Annotated in this window: 16 protein-coding genes and 1 pseudogene; 16 read left to right on the top strand and 1 reads right to left on the bottom strand. The window is 65.0% G+C overall.

The genetic code is table 11. The features are described from left to right. The first annotated feature begins 34 nt into the window (after positions 1-34). From Q7S20_13375 to Q7S20_13345, 7 genes are all read left to right on the top strand, one after another. On the top strand, positions 35-166 hold the full coding sequence (locus Q7S20_13375; GenBank protein MDO8502822.1) for a hypothetical protein: 132 nt from the start codon (positions 35-37) through the stop codon (positions 164-166). A gap of 126 nt (positions 167-292) precedes the next feature. Beyond that, on the top strand, positions 293-1,966 hold the full coding sequence (locus Q7S20_13370) for a peptide ABC transporter substrate-binding protein (GenBank protein ID MDO8502821.1): 1,674 nt from the start codon (positions 293-295) through the stop codon (positions 1,964-1,966). A gap of 3 nt (positions 1,967-1,969) precedes the next feature. Then, positions 1,970-2,944, top strand: a complete 975-nt coding sequence (locus Q7S20_13365; protein ID MDO8502820.1) for an ABC transporter permease — start codon at positions 1,970-1,972, stop codon at positions 2,942-2,944. Beyond that, a complete protein-coding gene (locus Q7S20_13360; GenBank protein ID MDO8502819.1) occupies positions 2,934-3,815 on the top strand; it encodes an ABC transporter permease in 882 nt (293 codons plus the stop codon). Before Q7S20_13365 ends, Q7S20_13360 begins: the two co-directional genes overlap by 11 nt. Continuing rightward, positions 3,812-4,840 carry an ABC transporter ATP-binding protein gene (locus Q7S20_13355; GenBank protein MDO8502818.1) on the top strand — a complete coding sequence of 343 codons (1,029 nt, stop codon included), beginning with the start codon at positions 3,812-3,814 and terminating at the stop codon, positions 4,838-4,840. The genes Q7S20_13360 and Q7S20_13355 overlap by 4 nt, the downstream gene beginning before the upstream one ends. After that, positions 4,837-5,937, top strand: coding sequence for an ABC transporter ATP-binding protein (locus Q7S20_13350; protein MDO8502817.1), 1,101 nt, complete (start codon positions 4,837-4,839; stop codon positions 5,935-5,937). The genes Q7S20_13355 and Q7S20_13350 overlap by 4 nt, the downstream gene beginning before the upstream one ends. Continuing rightward, complete coding sequence (locus Q7S20_13345; GenBank protein ID MDO8502816.1) at positions 5,934-7,514, top strand: peptide MFS transporter; 1,581 nt, start codon at positions 5,934-5,936, stop codon at positions 7,512-7,514. The genes Q7S20_13350 and Q7S20_13345 overlap by 4 nt, the downstream gene beginning before the upstream one ends. Before the next feature lie 21 nt (positions 7,515-7,535). Here the strand turns inward: Q7S20_13345 and Q7S20_13340 are convergent, their stop codons facing one another. Next, on the bottom strand, positions 7,536-9,260 hold the full coding sequence (locus Q7S20_13340) for a hypothetical protein (protein ID MDO8502815.1): 1,725 nt from the start codon (positions 9,258-9,260) through the stop codon (positions 7,536-7,538). Here Q7S20_13340 and Q7S20_13335 point away from each other — a divergent pair. From Q7S20_13335 to Q7S20_13295, 9 genes and pseudogenes are all read left to right on the top strand, one after another. Beyond that, positions 9,202-10,041: a gamma-glutamyl-gamma-aminobutyrate hydrolase family protein gene (locus Q7S20_13335; GenBank protein MDO8502814.1), complete on the top strand. Its 840-nt coding sequence runs from the start codon at positions 9,202-9,204 to the stop codon at positions 10,039-10,041. The genes Q7S20_13340 and Q7S20_13335 overlap by 59 nt on opposite strands. After that, complete coding sequence (locus Q7S20_13330) at positions 10,038-11,102, top strand: glycosyltransferase family 4 protein (protein MDO8502813.1); 1,065 nt, start codon at positions 10,038-10,040, stop codon at positions 11,100-11,102. The genes Q7S20_13335 and Q7S20_13330 overlap by 4 nt, the downstream gene beginning before the upstream one ends. Positions 11,103-11,165: 63 nt before the next feature. Then, positions 11,166-11,969 carry a glycosyltransferase family 2 protein gene (locus Q7S20_13325; protein MDO8502812.1) on the top strand — a complete coding sequence of 268 codons (804 nt, stop codon included), beginning with the start codon at positions 11,166-11,168 and terminating at the stop codon, positions 11,967-11,969. Then, positions 11,966-12,796: a DUF3108 domain-containing protein gene (locus tag Q7S20_13320; GenBank protein MDO8502811.1), complete on the top strand. Its 831-nt coding sequence runs from the start codon at positions 11,966-11,968 to the stop codon at positions 12,794-12,796. Before Q7S20_13325 ends, Q7S20_13320 begins: the two co-directional genes overlap by 4 nt. 25 nt (positions 12,797-12,821) lie before the next feature. After that, positions 12,822-13,895 carry an FAD-dependent oxidoreductase gene (locus tag Q7S20_13315; GenBank protein ID MDO8502810.1) on the top strand — a complete coding sequence of 358 codons (1,074 nt, stop codon included), beginning with the start codon at positions 12,822-12,824 and terminating at the stop codon, positions 13,893-13,895. A gap of 19 nt (positions 13,896-13,914) precedes the next feature. Beyond that, positions 13,915-14,823, top strand: coding sequence for a lipoyl synthase (gene lipA, locus Q7S20_13310; protein MDO8502809.1), 909 nt, complete (start codon positions 13,915-13,917; stop codon positions 14,821-14,823). A gap of 44 nt (positions 14,824-14,867) precedes the next feature. Next, complete coding sequence (pdhA, locus tag Q7S20_13305) at positions 14,868-15,878, top strand: pyruvate dehydrogenase (acetyl-transferring) E1 component subunit alpha (GenBank protein ID MDO8502808.1); 1,011 nt, start codon at positions 14,868-14,870, stop codon at positions 15,876-15,878. Next, positions 15,850-16,860 (top strand): annotated as a pseudogene (locus Q7S20_13300) (pyruvate dehydrogenase complex E1 component subunit beta). Before pdhA ends, Q7S20_13300 begins: the two are co-directional and overlap by 29 nt. A 6-nt stretch (positions 16,861-16,866) precedes the next feature. Further along, a complete protein-coding gene (locus Q7S20_13295) occupies positions 16,867-18,165 on the top strand; it encodes a dihydrolipoamide acetyltransferase family protein (GenBank protein ID MDO8502807.1) in 1,299 nt (432 codons plus the stop codon). The last annotated feature ends 16 nt before the right edge of the window (positions 18,166-18,181 follow it).

The following is an 18,181-nucleotide window of genomic DNA, read 5'->3' as shown; positions in this document are numbered from 1 at the left end:
CGCAACCAGGCCGCCCGCGGCCGCTACGACATGGATGAGATCGAGCGCCGCGATCAACAGGATCCTTCTCGACGGGCTGGTTCGGCTCGGCGTGAGCGCGAGCGAAGCACCGCCGGCGGCCACGCTGACCGCGCCGCGGTTCGCGACGCGACCTCCCGGCGTATGAGGCAATTCGAAAACGAACTGTGGACGTGGCGCAGATAAGGGCACAACTTTGTGCTCCTGTGGCATCAATTTCCCGCACGTCGCATCCATCAGCCGCCGCTGAACCAGCCCGCGTGACGCCGGAAGAATGAGCGCTATGCGGCAGGCACTGGCAATCCCGGTGCTCCTCTTCGCGGTCGGCGCCTGCAGCGGGAACTCGCGCGATCGGGCGGACAACGCGGGCGGCACGCTCGTCATCTCCGTCGGCGGGGATCCCGAGTCCCTGCTCCCGCCCCTCTCCTCGACGGTGCCGAGCAAGATCATCGGAGATCTCGTGTACGACCGGCTGGCCGAGATCGGCGATTCGATGAATACCGTAGGCGACGCTGGATTCCGGCCGCGCCTCGCGAAGAGCTGGACGTGGGCGAACGACTCGATGTCCATCGCGTTCCATCTCGATTCGTCCGCGCGGTGGCATGATGGCGTGCCGGTCCGATCCGGCGACGTGCGGTTCACGTACCATCTCTATTCCGATTCGACGACCGGCTCACCGTTCGCCGCGTCCATCGCGAGCATTGACTCGGTCACCACGCCGGACAGCGTGACCGCCGCATTCTGGTTCCACGCGCGGTCGCCGATGCAGTTCTACGACGCCGTCAACACGATGTCCATTCTTCCCGCGCACGCGCTCGAGGGTGTACGGGGCACCGCGCTGCGGACGTCCGCCATCGCTCGCGCACCGATAGGCACCGGACGGTTCAGGTTCGTCCGGTGGAGTGCCGGACAGTCCATTCAGCTCGCCGCGGACACGACCAATTACCGCGGTCGGCCGGGCCTGGATCGCGTGATCATGACGATCGCGCCCGATTTCAATGCGGCTCTGACCCGCGTCCTCGGAGGCGAGGCCGACATGCTCGAGCAGGTTCCCGCGACCAGTCTGGCCGAGCTCGCCAGGGACACAAGCCTGCGCGCCGAGCTCACGCCGGGCCTCGACTACAATTTTATCCAGTTCAATCTGCGGGATCCGAAGCGCCGCTCGCGGCCGCATTCGTTGTTCGGCGATCGTGAGCTGCGACGCGCGCTCACCAGGGCGCTCGACCGCCGCCGCATCGTGCAGAACGCGTACGATTCGCTCGCTTCAGTCGCGATCGGACCGACGGTTCGTGCGTATCCGACGACTGATACGACGTTGCGGCAGCTTCCGTTCTCCCCCGACGCCGCGCGCAAAACGCTCGACTCGCTCGGATGGAAGGACTCCGACGGCGATGGCGTCCGCGACCGGAGCGGAACGAAGCTGAAATTCAATCTTGCCGTGCCGGGGTCGAGCAAGGCGCGCAACACAATGGCGGTGCTGGCTCAGGAACAGCTCCGCCAGATCGGCGTGAAGGTCAACATCGAACAGCTCGATTTCGCCGCGTTCATAGACCGGGAGACGCGACGCGATTTCGACGCGGTGGTCGGGGGATGGCACGTCGAGGCGAGCCCCGGGGGGATCAGGCAGACCTGGGGCACGCCGGGATCCCGGGCGACGAGTGGCAGCAACTACGGGTCCTACGAAAACCCCGCGTTCGACGCGCAGGTGGACAGTGCGCTGTCCGCAGGTTCCTTCGGCTCGAGGCGCGCGCATTTCACTTCCGCCTACCAGGCGATCATAGATGACGCGCCGGCGATATGGCTCGCCGAGCCGAAGCGCATCGTCGCCGTGCACAAGCGCATAGTCATGACTGGCCTCAGGCCCGACGCGTGGTGGGCCAACATCGCCGAGTGGACGATTCCAGCGGACAAGAGGATCGCCCGCGACCACGCCGCCCCGGCCCGTTAGCGAGTGGGGGTCTTTCTCGCCCGCCGCATCGCGCAGGGACTGGTAGTAGTCGGTCTCGTCGCCACTATCGTCTTCCTTCTCATCCACGCCGCTCCCGGCGATCCATTCAGCGCGTCCATGGACAATCCGTCCATCAGCGATGCCGTGCGTGCAAGCTGGAGACGCGCGTATGGCCTGGACCGGCCGCTCACCGAGCAATACGCGAGATACGTGGTGAGCGTCTTCCGCGGCGATCTCGGCTTTTCCTTCTCGCTGCAGCGGCCTGTCGTCAGCGCGCTCGGAGACGCGCTTCCGAACACGTTGCTGCTGATGGCGGCGGGACTCATCGGAGGATTCGCCGCTGGTGTCGGCGCGGCCGTGACGCAGGTGCGGCGGCGCGGCGGCGCGGCCGACCGCATCCTCGGCGGCCTCTCGCTGACGTTCTTCTCGGTGCCGGATTTCTGGCTCGCGCTCATCATTCTCGTGGCCTTCGCGTACTGGATTCCGATCTTCCCGATTGGCGGAGCGGCGGATCCGGTGATGTACGACATGCTCGGCACGGGGGCGCGGTTGCTGGACCGTCTCGAACATCTCGTGCTGCCCGCGCTGACGCTGACATTGCTGTACTTCCCGCTGATCGCGAGGCATCAGCGCGCAGCGCTCCTCGACGCGATCCCGTCGGATTACGTGACGACCGCGCGAGCCAAGGGGGTCCCCGAGAGCGCGGTGATCAACCGGCATGTCCTGCGGAATGCGCTGCTGCCGGTGATCACGCTCCTTGGCGTGGCGTTTCCAGCACTCCTCACCGGTGCCGTGTTCGTGGAGAAGGTTTTCTCGTGGCCGGGGATGGGGCTGCTCATCGTCAACGCAATTCAGAGTCGCGACTATCCGCTTCTCGTCGCGTCGGTGATCCTGGCCAGCGTGTTCGTCGTCATCGGCAGCATTATCGCCGATGTCCTCTATCGCTGGCTCGATCCGCGGATGCGCGATGAACTCTGACACGCCGCTTCTGTATTCGAGCGTATCGCGCGCCGGCCGCCGCTGGCTTGCTCGCGACAGGTCGGCGTTCTTCGCCGCCGTGCTCCTCGTGTGCATCGCTCTGCCATGTCTCTTCGCTCCAGTCGCCGCGTCTTACGATCCGAGCGCCCAACCAGACATCATCGGCCTGCAGAGCAGACCGCCATCAATCGCGCATCCAATGGGCACTGATCCATTCAGCCGCGACGTGATGAGCCGGCTGTTATACGGTGGGCGGCTGTCGCTCTCGGTCGCGCTGTTCGCAACGCTGGTGAGCGTGACGCTCGGCACGGCGTACGGCGCGGCCGCTGGTTACTCCGAGGGACTGGCGGCATCGGCGCTCGAGCGCGTTCTCGATGCGCTGCTCTCGATTCCGCGGCTGTTGCTTCTCATCGCCGTCTTCGCCGCATGGCGGGACATCCCTCTTGCCGGATTCGTGCTGATACTCGGCGTCACAGGCTGGTACGGCGTGGCACGCCTCGTGAGAGGTCAGGTTCTTGCGTTGAAGACGCAGGATTTCGTCGCTTCCGCGAGAGCGCTCGGCGCTACGCGAACCCGCATTTTCATGCGCCATGTGTTGCCCAACGTGGTCACGCCGGTCGTCGTCGCGGCGACTCTCGGCATCGGCCACGTGATAGTTTTGGAGGCCGGTCTTTCCTATCTCGGCATCGGAGTCAGACAGCCGACGCCGAGCTGGGGAAACATGATTCAGGACGGATCGGATCAGATCGCCGCCCATTGGTGGATCTCGCTTTTCCCGGGGCTGGCGATCGTGCTGACGGTGATGGCGTTCAACGTCCTCGGTGACGCGCTGCTCCGCGCGCTTCAGCCGCGGCAATCGGTGATGGGATGACTCATCCGCTGCTCTCGGTCGAAAACCTGCGCACCTGGTTCCACATGCCTTCCGCGATCGCGCGATCGGTGGACGGCGTGTCGTTCGTGGTGAACGCGGGCGAGACGGTGGGAATCGTCGGAGAATCCGGCTGCGGCAAGTCGGTCACTGCCCTTTCCATTCTCCGCCTCATCCAGCCGCCGGGCCGGATCGAGGAAGGCAGCCGCATCATGTTCGAAGGACAGGATCTCGTGACGCTCGGCGACGCCGAGATGCGGAATATTCGCGGCAATCGCATCTCGATGATCTTCCAGGAGCCGATGTCGGCGCTGAATCCCGTGTTCACCGTCGGCGACCAGGTCGCCGAGGTGGCGCGCGTGCACGGGACGGGGTCGAGACGCGACGCGTGGAACCGCGCGGTCGAGATGCTCGCGCTCACCGGCATCCCGTCGCCCGGGGAGCGCGCAAAACAATATCCGCATCAGCTTTCCGGCGGAATGCGCCAGCGCGTGCTCATCGCCATGGCGCTGATGATGACGCCCGCCCTCGTCATCGCCGACGAGCCGACGACCGCGCTCGACGTCACCATTCAGGCGCAGATCCTCGAGCTGCTCACCGATCTGCAGAAACGTCTCGGCACTTCGATACTCATGATCACCCACGACCTCGGCGTCATCGCCGAGACGGCGACGCGAGTGCTCGTGATGTATGGAGGCGAGATCGTGGAAGAAGCGAGCGTGGACGCCCTCTTCAGCGCCGCGCATCATCCGTACACCGAAGGATTGATGAACGCGATGCCGCAGATGTCGGAGTCGAGAGCGCGCCTCAACGTGATTCCGGGAACGGTTCCGTCTCCAACCGCATGGCCGACTGGCTGCCGCTTCCGCGATCGCTGTCCATACGCGTGGGGGCGATGCGAGAGCGAGCATCCCCCGCTGTATCGGATCTCGGAAGGACACACTTCGCGCTGTCATCTCGCGGTGGAGCCCGAGAGGCGCGCGCATCCGCATCTTCCGCTGGTCGAACAGGCGGGGGCGACGCTTTGACGGAGCCGCTCCTCTCGGTAAGGAACCTTCGCAAGGTTTTCCCGATCACCCGCGGCGTGTTCGCGCGCAAGGTGGGAGAAGTACGTGCCGTGCACGACGTGTCGTTCGACATCGCGCCTGGTGAGACGCTCTCCCTCGTCGGTGAGTCGGGATGTGGCAAGACGACGACGGGGCGCGCAATCCTCCGCCTCATCGAGCCAACGTCGGGCGAGGTGAAGTTCGCCGGCCGCGACGTGCTGGCGATGGGACCGGCGGAACTGCGCGCGGTGAGGCGGGAGATGCAGATCATCTTCCAGGATCCCGTGTCGTCGCTCAACCCGCGCATGACTGTCGGCGCAGCGATCCGCGAGGGCATCACGATTCATCATCTCGCCGAGGGCGCCGAGGCCGACGCGCGCGTGAGGCGGCTGCTCGACGAAGTCGGACTGAGAGCGGAGTACGCGACGCTATATCCGCACGAATTCTCCGGCGGCCAGCGACAGCGCATCGGCATCGCGCGCGCGCTCGCCGTCGAGCCGCGGTTCATCGTCTGCGACGAGCCCGTATCGGCGCTCGACGTGTCCGTGCAGGCGCAGGTGATCAACCTGCTCAGCGACCTGCAGAAGGAGCGCGGCCTGACGTACCTCTTCATCGCTCACGACCTGTCGGTGGTAAAGCACATGTCCGACCGCGTGGCCGTCATGTACCTCGGCAAGATCGTCGAGATCGCGAAGGCGGAAGATCTGTATCGGCAGCCGACGATGCCTTATACGCAGGCGCTGTTGTCGGCGGTGCCCGTCGCCGATCCCAGGCTCGAAAAGAAGCGGATTCTCCTCGAGGGAGACGTGCCGTCCCCGGCGTCACCTCCGTCAGGATGCGTGTTTCATCCGCGGTGCCATCATCCGGCGAAGGACGCAGCTTGCTCGCGAATCAATCCTCCGCTCGAAGAAAAGGCACCGGGGCACTTTGCGGCGTGTATCAAGCAGCCACCCACGGTCATTTCGTGGGACGAGCAGGTGAAAGCGGGTGGCGTGAATCCCCCGAAGCGATATTTTCCCGTCGTGGAGCAGCTTTCGCGACAATCAACCGACGCCCCTCAAGCCGGCACATCACGATGACGCCAGACAAATCAGTGTTCGACCAGACACAGGCCGCTGCCGTCGCCGCCGACGTGCCTCCTTCGGGACTGGAGCGCTGGACGGGCGATCGCGGCTTCTTCGGACAGCCCCGCGGTCTCTCGACGCTCTTCTTCACCGAGATGTGGGAGCGTTTCTCGTACTACGGGATACGCCCTCTCCTGGTGCTGTTCATGACCGCCGCCCTGATCAACGGCGGTTTTGGCTTCGAAAGGCAGGCGGCGTCGTCCATCGTCGGCATTTACGCCGCGTGCGTGTACCTCGCATCGCTGCCAGGCGGCTGGATCGCCGACCGGTGGCTCGGCCTCAGGCGTGCGATATGGTACGGCGGAATCCTGATCGCGCTCGGGCATCTGTGCATCGCGCTGTCCACCGTGTTCGCCCACCGGGCGTTCTTCCTCGGGCTCATCTTCATCGTCCTCGGCACGGGTCTTCTCAAGCCGAACATCTCCGCGATCGTCGGTGATTTGTATCCTGAAGGAGGATCGAGGCGCGACGCCGGATTCTCGATCTTCTACATGGGAATCAACGTCGGTGCGCTCATCGCTCCGCTGATCACCGGATTTCTCGGCGAGCGGGTGGGCTGGCACTGGGGCTTCGGAGCGGCCGGCGTGGGCATGCTGGCGGGTCTCATCACGTTCCGCATCCGTGCGGGCGATACCCTCGGACCTCTGGGGACGGAGCCAACCGGAAATCCCGCCGAGCAGACGCGCGTGAAGCAGATCGCGGTTGGAATGTTCGGAGTCATCGTCCTCGTCGTCGCAATGGCGATGCTCGGCGTGTTCACGATCAACCCAGTGGCCGTCGCGAAGCAGATGAGGAACGTCATGCTCGCCATGGCGGTTCTGTATTTCCTGTACCTGTTCCTGTTTGCGGGACTCTCGGGAGACGAAAAGAAGCGCGTCGGAGTGATCATCGTGCTGTTCGTGTTCGCGACGATCTTCTGGTCCGCGTTCGAGCAGGCGCCTACTTCGCTCAACCTTTTCGCGCGCGACTTCACCGATCGAATGGTATTCGGCTGGGAAGTGCCCACGCTCTGGCTCCAGGCAGCGAACTCGCTGTTCGTGATCCTGCTCGCTCCCGTTTTTGCGGCCGTGTGGGTGGCCCTTGGCCGTCGCGGCAAGGATCCGTCGAGCCCGGCCAAGTTCGCGTTCGGACTGTTCTTCGCCGGACTCGCCTTTCTGGTCATGGTCGCGGCCGCGAATCGTGTGATCTCGGGCGGCACAGTGGTGCGCGTCTCGATGCTGTGGCTGACCGCGAGTTACTTCCTGCAGACCATCGGCGAGCTTTCTCTGAGCCCCGTGGGACTGAGCTCGATGACCAAGCTCGCTCCGCGCAGGTTCGTGGGTCAGATGATGGGCGTGTGGTTCATGGCCGCGGCACTGGGCAACCTCATCGCCGGGATCGTGGGCGGACACGTCGATCCGGAAAATCTCAAGGAAATGCCGGCGCTCTTCCAGCGCACCGCAATGTCGCTCTTCATCGCCGCAGCGGTGCTGGGCCTGATGTCCATTCCGATTCGCCGGATGATGAGAGACAGCTCCGCGGCCAGTCACTGAGGCCGCGGGGCGAACCGCGCGCTACGGCCAGTTGAAGATGCTCGTCGGAATCGACCGCTCTCGATTCCGCTGCACGTCGCGCGGCTCTCTCCAGAAGATGGACGAGAAGTCGCGGCTGAGCAGGCGGATCCGGAACTTCGCTCCGCTGTCGCGATTGAGAGGATAAGCCAGGTCGAGCCGCCACATCCGCTGCGATCGCGGCGGCACTGAAGCGAGCAGCGAGATCCCGACAGAGGTGTTGACGCCGCTGTTCACGCCGAACGGGACGTCACCGGCGTAGAGCTTGGCGAAGTCAATGAATGGCGCGATTCCGAGGGACGCGAACAGCTTGGCGTGACCGAGGAATATCCGGTCCTCCACGCGAAGCACAGCGCGCTGGCCGCCGGCGAGCCACGAATCGCGATAACCGCGCGGACCGCCATCCTTGTCGGCAAGCGTAAGCTGGAACGGAATGCGCTGCCTCCAGCCCCCGCTCAGCTCGAGACTGGTCATCACCGTATGCCTCGGGGCGGGCTTCATGTAGCCCGCCAGCCGCCCGCTCGCCAACACTCCGTCCCACTCCCTCGTCCCGTCCCCGCGCCGTCCTTCGATCGTGCCCTCCGCCGCCGCGAATGCCAGCGGGCTTCCCGCGCCGGCGTAGAGATTCGCCGACGCGAAAAGATCCTTCTCAGTGCCTCCAAGCATCTGCATTCCGCGCCCGACCAGCGTTGCCAGCTCGAAGCCTTTTCGAATGTCCTGCGTTCCATCCAGCGACTCGAATCCGGTCACGCGCAGATACTGGACATTGCGAATGCCGGCCAGAGCATTCACGCGCGTTACGCGGCGGCGGTCATACCGATTCACCAGCGCCTGCGTGGTGTCGCGCTCCGTCGTTCCGCTTCCGATCATCGTCGGAAACGACCCCGGCATCTCGTCCTCATACGAGAACGACGCCCCGAGCAGCGCCAGCTTCCCCGGCGGACCGATGCGCGCAACGCCGCCGATGTCGGCGTATGAGCGCTGGAGCTGAACGGCCGGCGCTGCGAAGCCGGCGCGGCGAAAATATCGGTAATCCTCGCGGGAGCCCGCGGTCGTGCGCCACGATACGCGCTGCAGGTCGGTGAGAAATGGATGGCTGGCCTCGAACCCCCATCCGCCGCCGAGCTCGTTGCGCGAGCCTTCCAGTATCATGTGGTACGGCCGGCCGAGGAACTGATAATCGATGATCCGCGCCGCGAAGTTGTCGCGGAAGTTCTCGCTGTACCGCCACGACGCGATGACCGACTTCGCTTCGCCCATCAGGTTTTCTTCGCCGAGGCGGAAGCTGCGGACATACGGAACCGCTGCCGAGCCTCCGCCGCCAACTACAATCGAGATTTCGTCCACCGTCATGACGGAGAGATAGACTCCGCCGGCGTCATCCCGGAACGCGGTCACCGTAGCGTCGGCCAGGTACGGCTGCGCCCGCAGAATGCGCTCCGATTCGAGACGCCTCAGCTCCGTGCACGCCGTCCCCGGCCTGAGCGCGAGGAACCGCGAAATGACTTCGGGATTGGTTGTCGCGTGGAGGTCGGTGATCTGGCGTACGAGTCGCCGCTGGAATGCCGAGCCCTTCGCCTCGAAGGGAGGACGCGCGCTGACTTCGATGCGGCTGATGATCTGGCCCTTGCAGGGCACCGGCCTCCCTTCCAGACTTTGAGCCAGAAGGATGGCGGGTGACGCAAGTGCCGCCGGTAGTATCAGAAATCCGAACCCGAGAGATCTCAACTTGTTATCCGCAACCGCGAAAAGTGTTCCCGACGCTCGTCCGCGCCGGTCCGTTCGCACAGCGCCCGTAGTCGCCGTTTCGGCAACCTCCGACACCAGCCTCGGGGGAGCTCATCGCGTGCGGCTCAACAGCGCCTATGTCACCGCTCTCGAGAGTGCAGGGCTCATACCACTCGTCGTTCCGCCGCTCGGTAATGGAGACGCGGCCCGCGCAATACTCTCGCGAGTAGATGGGCTCCTTCTCACCGGGGGCGAAGATGTAGATCCGGCGCTCTATGGACAACCCCGGGCTCCGAAATCGGGCGAACCCAACGCCGCCAGGGACAGAACCGAGATCGCCCTGATCCTCGCCGCCAGGGAGCTCGGAAAGCCGGTGCTCGCGATCTGCCGCGGCCCGCAGGTACTGAATGTCGCTCTCGGAGGCACGCTGATCCAGGACATTCCGTCGGAGGTACCCGGCGCTCTGGAGCATAATCCGCAGGACGAGCGAGCGTCGCGCGTTCATGACGTCGTCATCGAGAGAGGATCACTCATCGCGCACGCAATCGGGGCGACGAGCATCAGCGTCAACTCGCTTCACCACCAGAGCATCCGCGACGTCGCGCCAGGACTTCGCATCACGGCGCGTGCTCCCGACGGCGTCATCGAAGGCGTGGAATCGGATTCGAGCGGCTGGTGGGTAATGGCCGTTCAGTGGCACCCCGAGGAGATGAACGACTCGCCGGAGCCATGGGACAGGGGTCTGTTCCGGACCTTCGCCGACCGACTAGCCGGAGAGTGAAGCGGCTTCGGGTTCTCCACCTCGATTCCGGAATGAGCTGGCGCGGCGGTCAGAGGCAGGTGCTCCTCCTCGCGCTGGGTCTCAGGGATCGAGGGCATGAGCCCTTCCTCATCGGCGCTCCGGAGTCACCGCTTGTGCAGCGCGCGCGTGCCGCCGGACTCGCCGTCGCGACTGTCGCGATGCGCGCCGACTGGGACGTTGCCGCCGCCCGCCGGATCAGGGCGCGAATGCGCGCGTGGAACGTAGACATGGTGCACGCCCACGACGCACGGTCACACGCGCTCGCCCTCTTCGCGCTGATCGGGCATCCGCGGATTCCTCTCATCGTCACGCGACGCGTTCCCTTCCCGCCGCGCTCGATCGGGCTCAAGTACGGTGAGCGCGTCACGAGGTTCATCGCCATCTCCAACGCGGTGCGCCACGCGATGGTGGCGTCCGGCATCGACCCGGCGCGGATTGACGTAGTCCACTCGGGCATCCTCCTGCCCGTGGAAGGCATCGCGCCGAGGGACTGGCGCACCGAGCTTGGCTGGCCGGCGGATGCGGTCATCTGTGGCGTGGTAGGCGCGATGACGGCCGAAAAAGGGATTGATTCGCTCGCCGCGATCACGTCTGCGCTTCCTGTCGCCACACGCGACCGCACGAGACTCGTGCTGATGGGGGGAAGCGCCGGCGGCCCCACAGTCATTGGGGGTGTGCCGGCATATTCAGCGGGATTTGTTTCGGACATCGCGCCGGCCATCGCTGGCGTCGACGTCCTGTGGCATCCATCGAAGGCGGAGGGGCTCGGCACAGCGGTGATTGACGCAATGGCGCTGGGAATCCCCCCTGTCGCCTTTGCCACGGGAGGATTGCCCGAGGTCATCGAGGACGGCGTGAGCGGCTTCCTGGTCCGGGCCGGGGATAATAGGGCCTTCGCGGCGACGGTCGCCCGTCTGATCGAGGATCCCGCTCTTCGCGCACGGCTATCGGGAGGCGCGCGCACGCGCGCGAAAAAGTTCGACGCGGCGGCAATGATCCAAGGGACGGAAGCGGTGTATCAGGACGTTCTTTCAGGGTAGCGTTTATCTGAAGTGTTCGTCTATCTTGCGACGACACATCTATTTGAAGGCCATAGGCGCGCTTTGCTCTACATCTGCATTCCCGCATACAACGAAGGACCGACGATCGGCGTACTGCTCTGGCGCATCCGCAAGGTGTTCCAGGGCTATTCGCGCGAGTATGAGATCCTCGTGTACGACGACGGCAGCACTGACGGGACCGCGGAGACGCTGGCACCCTACGCCGAGGTCGCGCCGCTCACCGTACTTCGAGGCGAGACGAGAAGGGGATACGGCCACGCCATTGACACGCTGGCGCGTGAGGCCAGCCGCCGCACCCGCTACCCCCGCCGCGATGCCATGATCGTGATGCAGGGCGACTTCACCGATCAGCCCGAGCACCTTCCCGAGCTCGTCAAACGATTCGAGGGAGGGGCGGACATCGTCATCGGCGAGCGCGCAGCCGCGCGCGAGCCGGTCGAGGTGCGACGCCTCCGCCGTCTGGCTCCATGGGCGCTTCGGTTCTCAATCGGCATTGACGGAATCACCGATCCCTTCGCGTCTTACCGGCTGTTCCGGATCTCACTCATCCGTGATCTGCTCAAAGCATCCCCCGACAAGCCGATCACCTCGGGCGACGGATGGGCAGCCAACATCCAGATGCTGCTCGGCACGGTGCCCCTCGCGCGCCGCGTCGAGCGGGTGACGCTCGAGCCGCGCTACGATCTGAGGGTCAGGGCAAGCCGGATCCGCCCCCTCGCCGACGCCATGGCGCTGTATCGCTTCGGCCGCACGGTTCGCGGAAGCCGGATCGCACCGCCGCTCCAGGCGCCGCCCACGGAGACAGCTCCCCGGGCATCCAAGCCGCGAGAGCGGGCAACCTCGTGATCTCGCCGGCGATCAGGGCGGTCACTCTCGGACTCGCCCTCTTCACCACGGGATATGATACGCCGGGTGGACGGACCTCGGTGCGCCAGCATGATGGCGCGCGGGCCGGCCTTCGCTCGGTGGCGCCCGAGGGCGTGAGCGTTCCGTTCGGCGCGGGAGAAAAATCCACGTTCGACGTCCGCTTCGGCGGCGTGCGCGTCGGAAGCTCGGCTCTCGAGGTAATCGGCGTCGAGTCGGTGCGCGGCCGGGATACGTGGCATACCTCGTTCACCGTGCACGGCGGAGCGTTCTTCTACCGCGTAAACGACGTCTACGAAAGCTGGATCGACACACGCACTCTCAACTCGCTGCTTTTCATCAGGCAGATCGAGGAAGGCACGCGGGAGCGTGAGCACACCTTCGAGATCATGCCGGAGCGAGGGCTTTACGTCGAGCGCACGCGCAAGGGAAGCAGGACGCTCAGGACAGTCGCCGAACCGCTCGACGAAGCGGCTTTCCTCTATTTCGTACGGACCGTTCCTCTCGTCGTCGGCCGGACGTACGACTTCAACCGGTACTTCATGCCTGACCGCAATCCGGTCCGCATCCGCGTGCTGCGCAAGGAGCGCGTGACGGTCCCCGCGGGGACGTACAACGCCATCGTCCTGCAGCCGATCATCAAGACGCGGGGCATTTTCTCCGAGAACGGAAAGGCCGAGGTGTGGCTGTCCGACGATCCTGCGCGGATGCTTCTTCAGATCAAGTCGCGGCTGTCGTTTGGCTCACTCAATTTGTACCTGAGATCGTACATTCCCGCGACAGCCCAGGCGCAAACGCTCGGGCGATGACGGCCCGGACAAGGGACGCACGAGGATGACGCAAACCGCTGATACCGTCGTCGTCGGCGCGGGGGTGATCGGACTGTGCGCCGCCACCGCAATCGCGCGGCGCGGCCGAACTGTCATCCTCGTCGGCGAGCTGCGGAGCGGCCAGGCCTCCGCCGCCGCGGCCGGAATGCTCGCCCCGTCCGTCGAGCGGGCGACGGGTCCCGCGCATCGCTTCGCGATCGCGGCAAGGGATTTCTATCCCGGCTTCCTCGAGTCGCTCGCCGATGCCACGGGCATGCGCGTGCCGCTCAACCGGCTCGGCATACTCCAGGTCGCGCTGAGTGAGAAAGGAGTTCGCGGCCTCCGCGGGACGGCCGCGCCACACAGCCAGTGGCTCGAGCGGTCCGAGCTCGCGGAAATGGAGCCCGCTCTCGGGCATGCGCTTGGCGCGGTGCTGAATCCGGACGACGGATCCGTGGACAACGTGCTTCTCGTTGCCGCGCTCTCGGAACTCGTGAACAGGACACCTCTCATCAGGCGCCTGACAGGGGCCGTGCTCCGCGTGTCAGGCAGCGCATCCTCCGCTTCGGCGGAATTGGCATCCGGCGAGATTCTCGAGGGAGAGCATGTGGTTCTCGCACCAGGCGCATGGGGAGCGGCGATCGAAGGCGCGCCCGCGCTTCACGTTGTCGCGCCATCTCGCGGCCAGCTGGTGTCGTTTGCGTCGGTCGGGCTAAGGCACGTCACGTACGGACCGCGCGGCTACCTTGTCCCACGAGCGTCAGGAACGACCATCGCCGGGAGCACCATGGAGAATGTCGGCTTCGTCTCCGAGACAACATCCGAAGGAATCGCCAAGGTCCGCTCCGCCGCCGAAGAGATCGCCCCCGCCCTGAGCATCGCTCCGATGATGGCCGGCTGGGCGGGCCTTCGCCCTGTCACGCCCGACATGCTGCCGATCCTCGGACCGGATCCCGATCATCCTCAGATCGTCTATGCGTGCGGTCATTCCCGCAACGGAATCCTCCTCGCACCGCTCACGGGAGAAACCGTCGCGGAGATCGTGACCGGCCAGGCCGCCCGACACGATCTGTCTCAATTTCGCCCAGGGCGCTTTTAGGATAGATTCCCCCGGACAAATGAGCGAAGTGCTATACCAGATCATGGGTCGCCATCGCGTCGAGCCCCTTCCCCAGCGCAAGCCGTCGTGGCTCAAGGTGAAGGCTCCGGGCGGACCCAACTACCTGCGGCTCAAGCACATGATGCGCGAGCTGGACCTCCATTCGGTATGCGAGGAGGCGCACTGCCCCAACGTCGGCGAATGCTGGGAGCACGGCACAGCCGCGTTCATGATCCTCGGCGACGTCTGCACCCGGAACTGCGCGTACTGCGCGGTCGCGCACGGCAGGCCCCCGAAGTACGACATCTCGGAGCCCGATCGCGTCGCCGAAGCCATCGCCCAGATGCAGCTCCAGCACGCCGTCATCACCTCGGTGGACCGTGACGACCTGCCCGATTTTGGCGCGTACATATTCGCCGAAACCATCAGGCAGATCCATGCGCGGGTACCGGGCTGCTCCGTCGAAGTGCTGGTGCCGGACTTCCAGGGCAACGAGGACAGCATCCGCACCGTGCTCGAGGCAGAGCCCGAAATCTACAATCACAACACCGAGACCGTCCCTCGCCTTTACAAGAAGGCACGACCGGGCGGACGGTATCCGCGCGTCATGGATATCTTCCGGACGGCCAAGCGCATCGCGCCCGACATTCCGACCAAGACCGGAATCATTCTCGGCATGGGTGAGACCATCGAGGAGGTCCTCCTCGTCATGCGCGATCTTCGCAAGGTGGACGTGGACCTCCTGACGATTGGCCAGTACCTGCGTCCGAGCGACAATCACATCGCCCTCGATCGCTACTACACGCCAGTTGAATTCCGCCATCTGTACGAGGCGGGGATGGAGATGGGCTTCCGCCACGTCGAATCGGCGCCGCTGGTGCGGTCGAGCTATCACGCGTGGGAGCAGGTGCAGGCCGCCGGCGTATGACCGAAACCATTCGCCGCGAACAGACTCGCAAATCCAGGCAGGTAATGGCTGACGAAGAGAACAAGGCGGCGTCTGCCGCCACCGACGAGGCGGCGTTCCGAAAGGAGCTGCTCCGCTCGATGTTGCTGCAGCGCCGGTTCGAGGAGCGGGCCGCCGAAGCGTACGCCCTCGGCAAGATCGGCGGATTCTGCCACCTCTACATCGGGCAGGAGGCGATCTCCACCGGCACGATGTCAGTGCTTCGCCCCGACGATTACGTGGTGACGTCCTATCGCGATCACGGGCAGGCGCTGGCGCGTGGAATGAAGCCGCGCTCCGTCATGGCCGAGCTGTTTGGACGCAGGGACGGCTGCTCGCACGGCAAGGGCGGTTCGATGCACCTCTTCGATAAGAGCCTCGGATTCCTCGGCGGACACGGCATCGTCGGCGCGCACGTCCCGCTCGCAGCCGGAGTCGCGTGGGCCATCAAGTACCGCAAGGGTGACCAGGTATGCGTCTGCTTCTTCGGCGAGGCGGCGGTGAACATCGGCTCGTTCCACGAAGCGCTGAACATGGCTGCGCTGTGGAATCTTCCCGCCGTTTTCGTGATCGAGAACAACCGCTACGGCATGGGCACCGCGATCTCGCGCTCCACCGCGAACGAGGACGTTCACGTCCGCGCCGCCGCGTACAGAATGCCCGGTGAGTCGGTTGACGCCCAGGACATCTTCGCCGTGCGCGACGCGATCGGACGCGCCGTGGAGCTGGCGCGCAAGGAGAGCAAGCCAACGCTCATCGAGATGCGCACGTTCCGCTTCATGGGTCACTCCATGTCCGACGCGGCCAGCGGCACGTATCGCTCGAAGGAAGAGCTGGAGGAGAGCATGAAGCGAGACCCGATCGTCGTGCTGCATGACATCATGCGCGTCGCCGGGCAGCTTTCGGACGGCGAATTCTCGAAGCTGGACGAGGAGCTCAAGGCAATCTGCCAGGACGCGTGGGACTTCGCCGAAGCCAGTCCCGAGCCTTCACCGGAAGACCTTTACGCCGACGTTCTCGTCGACACCACGAGCTGAGATGGCCGTACTTACCTACCGCGAGGCGCTGACGCAGGCGCTCCGCGAAGAGCTTAGCCGCGACGAGCGTGTCTTCCTGATGGGCGAGGAAGTTGCGCAGTACAACGGCGCATACAAGGTCTCCAAGGGTCTGCTCGACGAGTTCGGACCGATGCGCATCGTGGACACTCCGATCACCGAGCTCGGCTTCGCCGGCATCGGTGTCGGCGCGGCGATGGTCGGCTTGAGGCCGATCATCGAGTTCATGACGTGGAACTTCGCGCTGCTTGCGCTCGACCAGGTCGTGAACGCGGCCGCCAAGATGCTGTACATGTCGGGCGGCCAGTTTCCCATGCCGATGGTATTCCGCGGCCCCAACGGATCCGCGCTGCAGCTTTCCGCGCAGCATTCGCAGGCGTGGGAGAGCTGGCTCGCGCACATTCCCGGACTCAAGGTCATCTGCCCGGGAACGCCCGCTGACGCGAAGGGACTGCTCAAGGCGGCCATCCGTGACGACAACCCGGTTGTTTTCCTCGAAGGCGAGATGCTCTACAACACCAAGGGCGAAGTGCCCGACGGTGAGCTCGTCATCCCGATTGGAAAGGCCGAGCTGAAGCGCGAAGGCGGCGACTGCTCGATCATCGCGCACGGCAGGATGGCGCTGGTGGCGATGCAGGTGGCCGACACATTGGCGAAGGAGAACATCAAGGTGGACGTGGTGGATCTCCGCACGGTGAGACCGATGGACGTCGAAGCCATCGCGACGTCGGTGAGCAAGACGAATCGCGCGGTCGTTCTCGAGGAAGGCTGGGAGATCTGCGGCATTGGCGCGCAGGTGGTGGATTTCATTCAGAGAGAGTGCTTCGACGATCTCGACGCGCCCGTTCTCCGCGTCCACCAGGCAGACGTACCCATGCCGTACGCGAAGAATCTGGAAAGGCTCGCGAAGGCCGACGCCCCCAAGGCGATCGCGGCCATCAGAAAAGTCATGTACCTCGGCTAACGATCTATGGCGACGAACGTTGTGATGGAGGCGCTCTCTCCGACGATGGAGGAAGGGCGCCTCGTCAAATGGCTCAAGAACGAAGGCGACGCCGTGAAATCGGGCGACGTCCTCGCCGAGGTCGAGACCGACAAGGCGGTGATGGAGCTGGTTGCCCGCAGCGATGGGGTAATACGGAAGCGCATCGCCAACGAGGGCGATTCGTCGCCGGTGGGAACGCTGCTCGCCGTCATCGCTGGACCCGACGAGAACATTGACGCGATCATAGCGAGCGCGGCTGCTCCAAAGCCGTCGCCGGAAGCGCCGGCAACGGCGCCGGCTGCGACAGACGCCCCATCGCAGGTGCCCGCGCCTCCGCCGCCACCGACGCGCACATCCGGGTTCGGAGCGGTTCCAATCTCTGTGATCTCTGCTCCCTTTGCGTCCTCTTCTTCCCGTCCCCGCTCTTCACCGCTCGCGCGGCGCCTCGCCTCCGAGCGCGGCGTCGAGCTGTCGAACGTTCGCGGCTCCGGCCCTGGCGGTCGCATCATCAAGAAGGATGTCGAGACAGCCGTTGCCGCGGGCCCCGTGCGCGCCGCTGCCGCCGCACCCCAAGCCGCTCCGCGATTCATCACGCGCGAAGGCGACTACCAGGACATTCCGCTCACGCAGATCCGGAAAACGATCGCACGCCGGCTCGCCGAATCCATCGGTCCCGTGCCAACGTTCTATCTCACGGCCGAGTGGGATGCGGAGAGGGCGGCCGACATGCGCGCGCAGCTCAAGGAGCTGGGCGACGATTACAAGATCAGCTTCAACGACATCGTCATCAAAGCCGTCGCAAACGCGCTCTCCGATCACCCGGAGATCAACGCGCACTGGATGGGCGACCACGTTCGCCACTTCAACCGCGTGCACGTGGCGATGGCGGTCGCGATCCCGGAAGGGCTCATCACACCGGTGATCTTCGATGCGGATCGCAAATCCATCGGACAGATCTCGGCCGAAGCAAAGCAGCTCGCCGGGCTCGCCCGCGCGCGGAAGCTCATGCCGGCGCAGTACACCGGCTCGACGTTCTCCGTCTCCAACCTCGGCATGCTCGGCATTGACCAGTTCACGGCGATCATCAATCCGCCCGAAGCCGGCATCCTCGCCATCGGCGGTGTCGAAGCAAAGCCGGTCGTGGTGGACGGACAGGTCGTCGTGAGGCAAAGAATGCGCGTCACGATGAGCTGCGATCACCGGGTGATAGATGGTGCGACCGGCGCCAGGTTCCTCCAGTCGGTGAAGCGGCTGTTCGAGAATCCGCTTCTGCTTGTGATCTAACGGGTAACGGGTAACG

The organism is Gemmatimonadaceae bacterium (assembly GCA_030647905.1).
Classification (GTDB): domain Bacteria; phylum Gemmatimonadota; class Gemmatimonadetes; order Gemmatimonadales; family Gemmatimonadaceae; genus UBA4720.
This window is presented reverse-complemented; position numbering and strand designations above follow the sequence as displayed.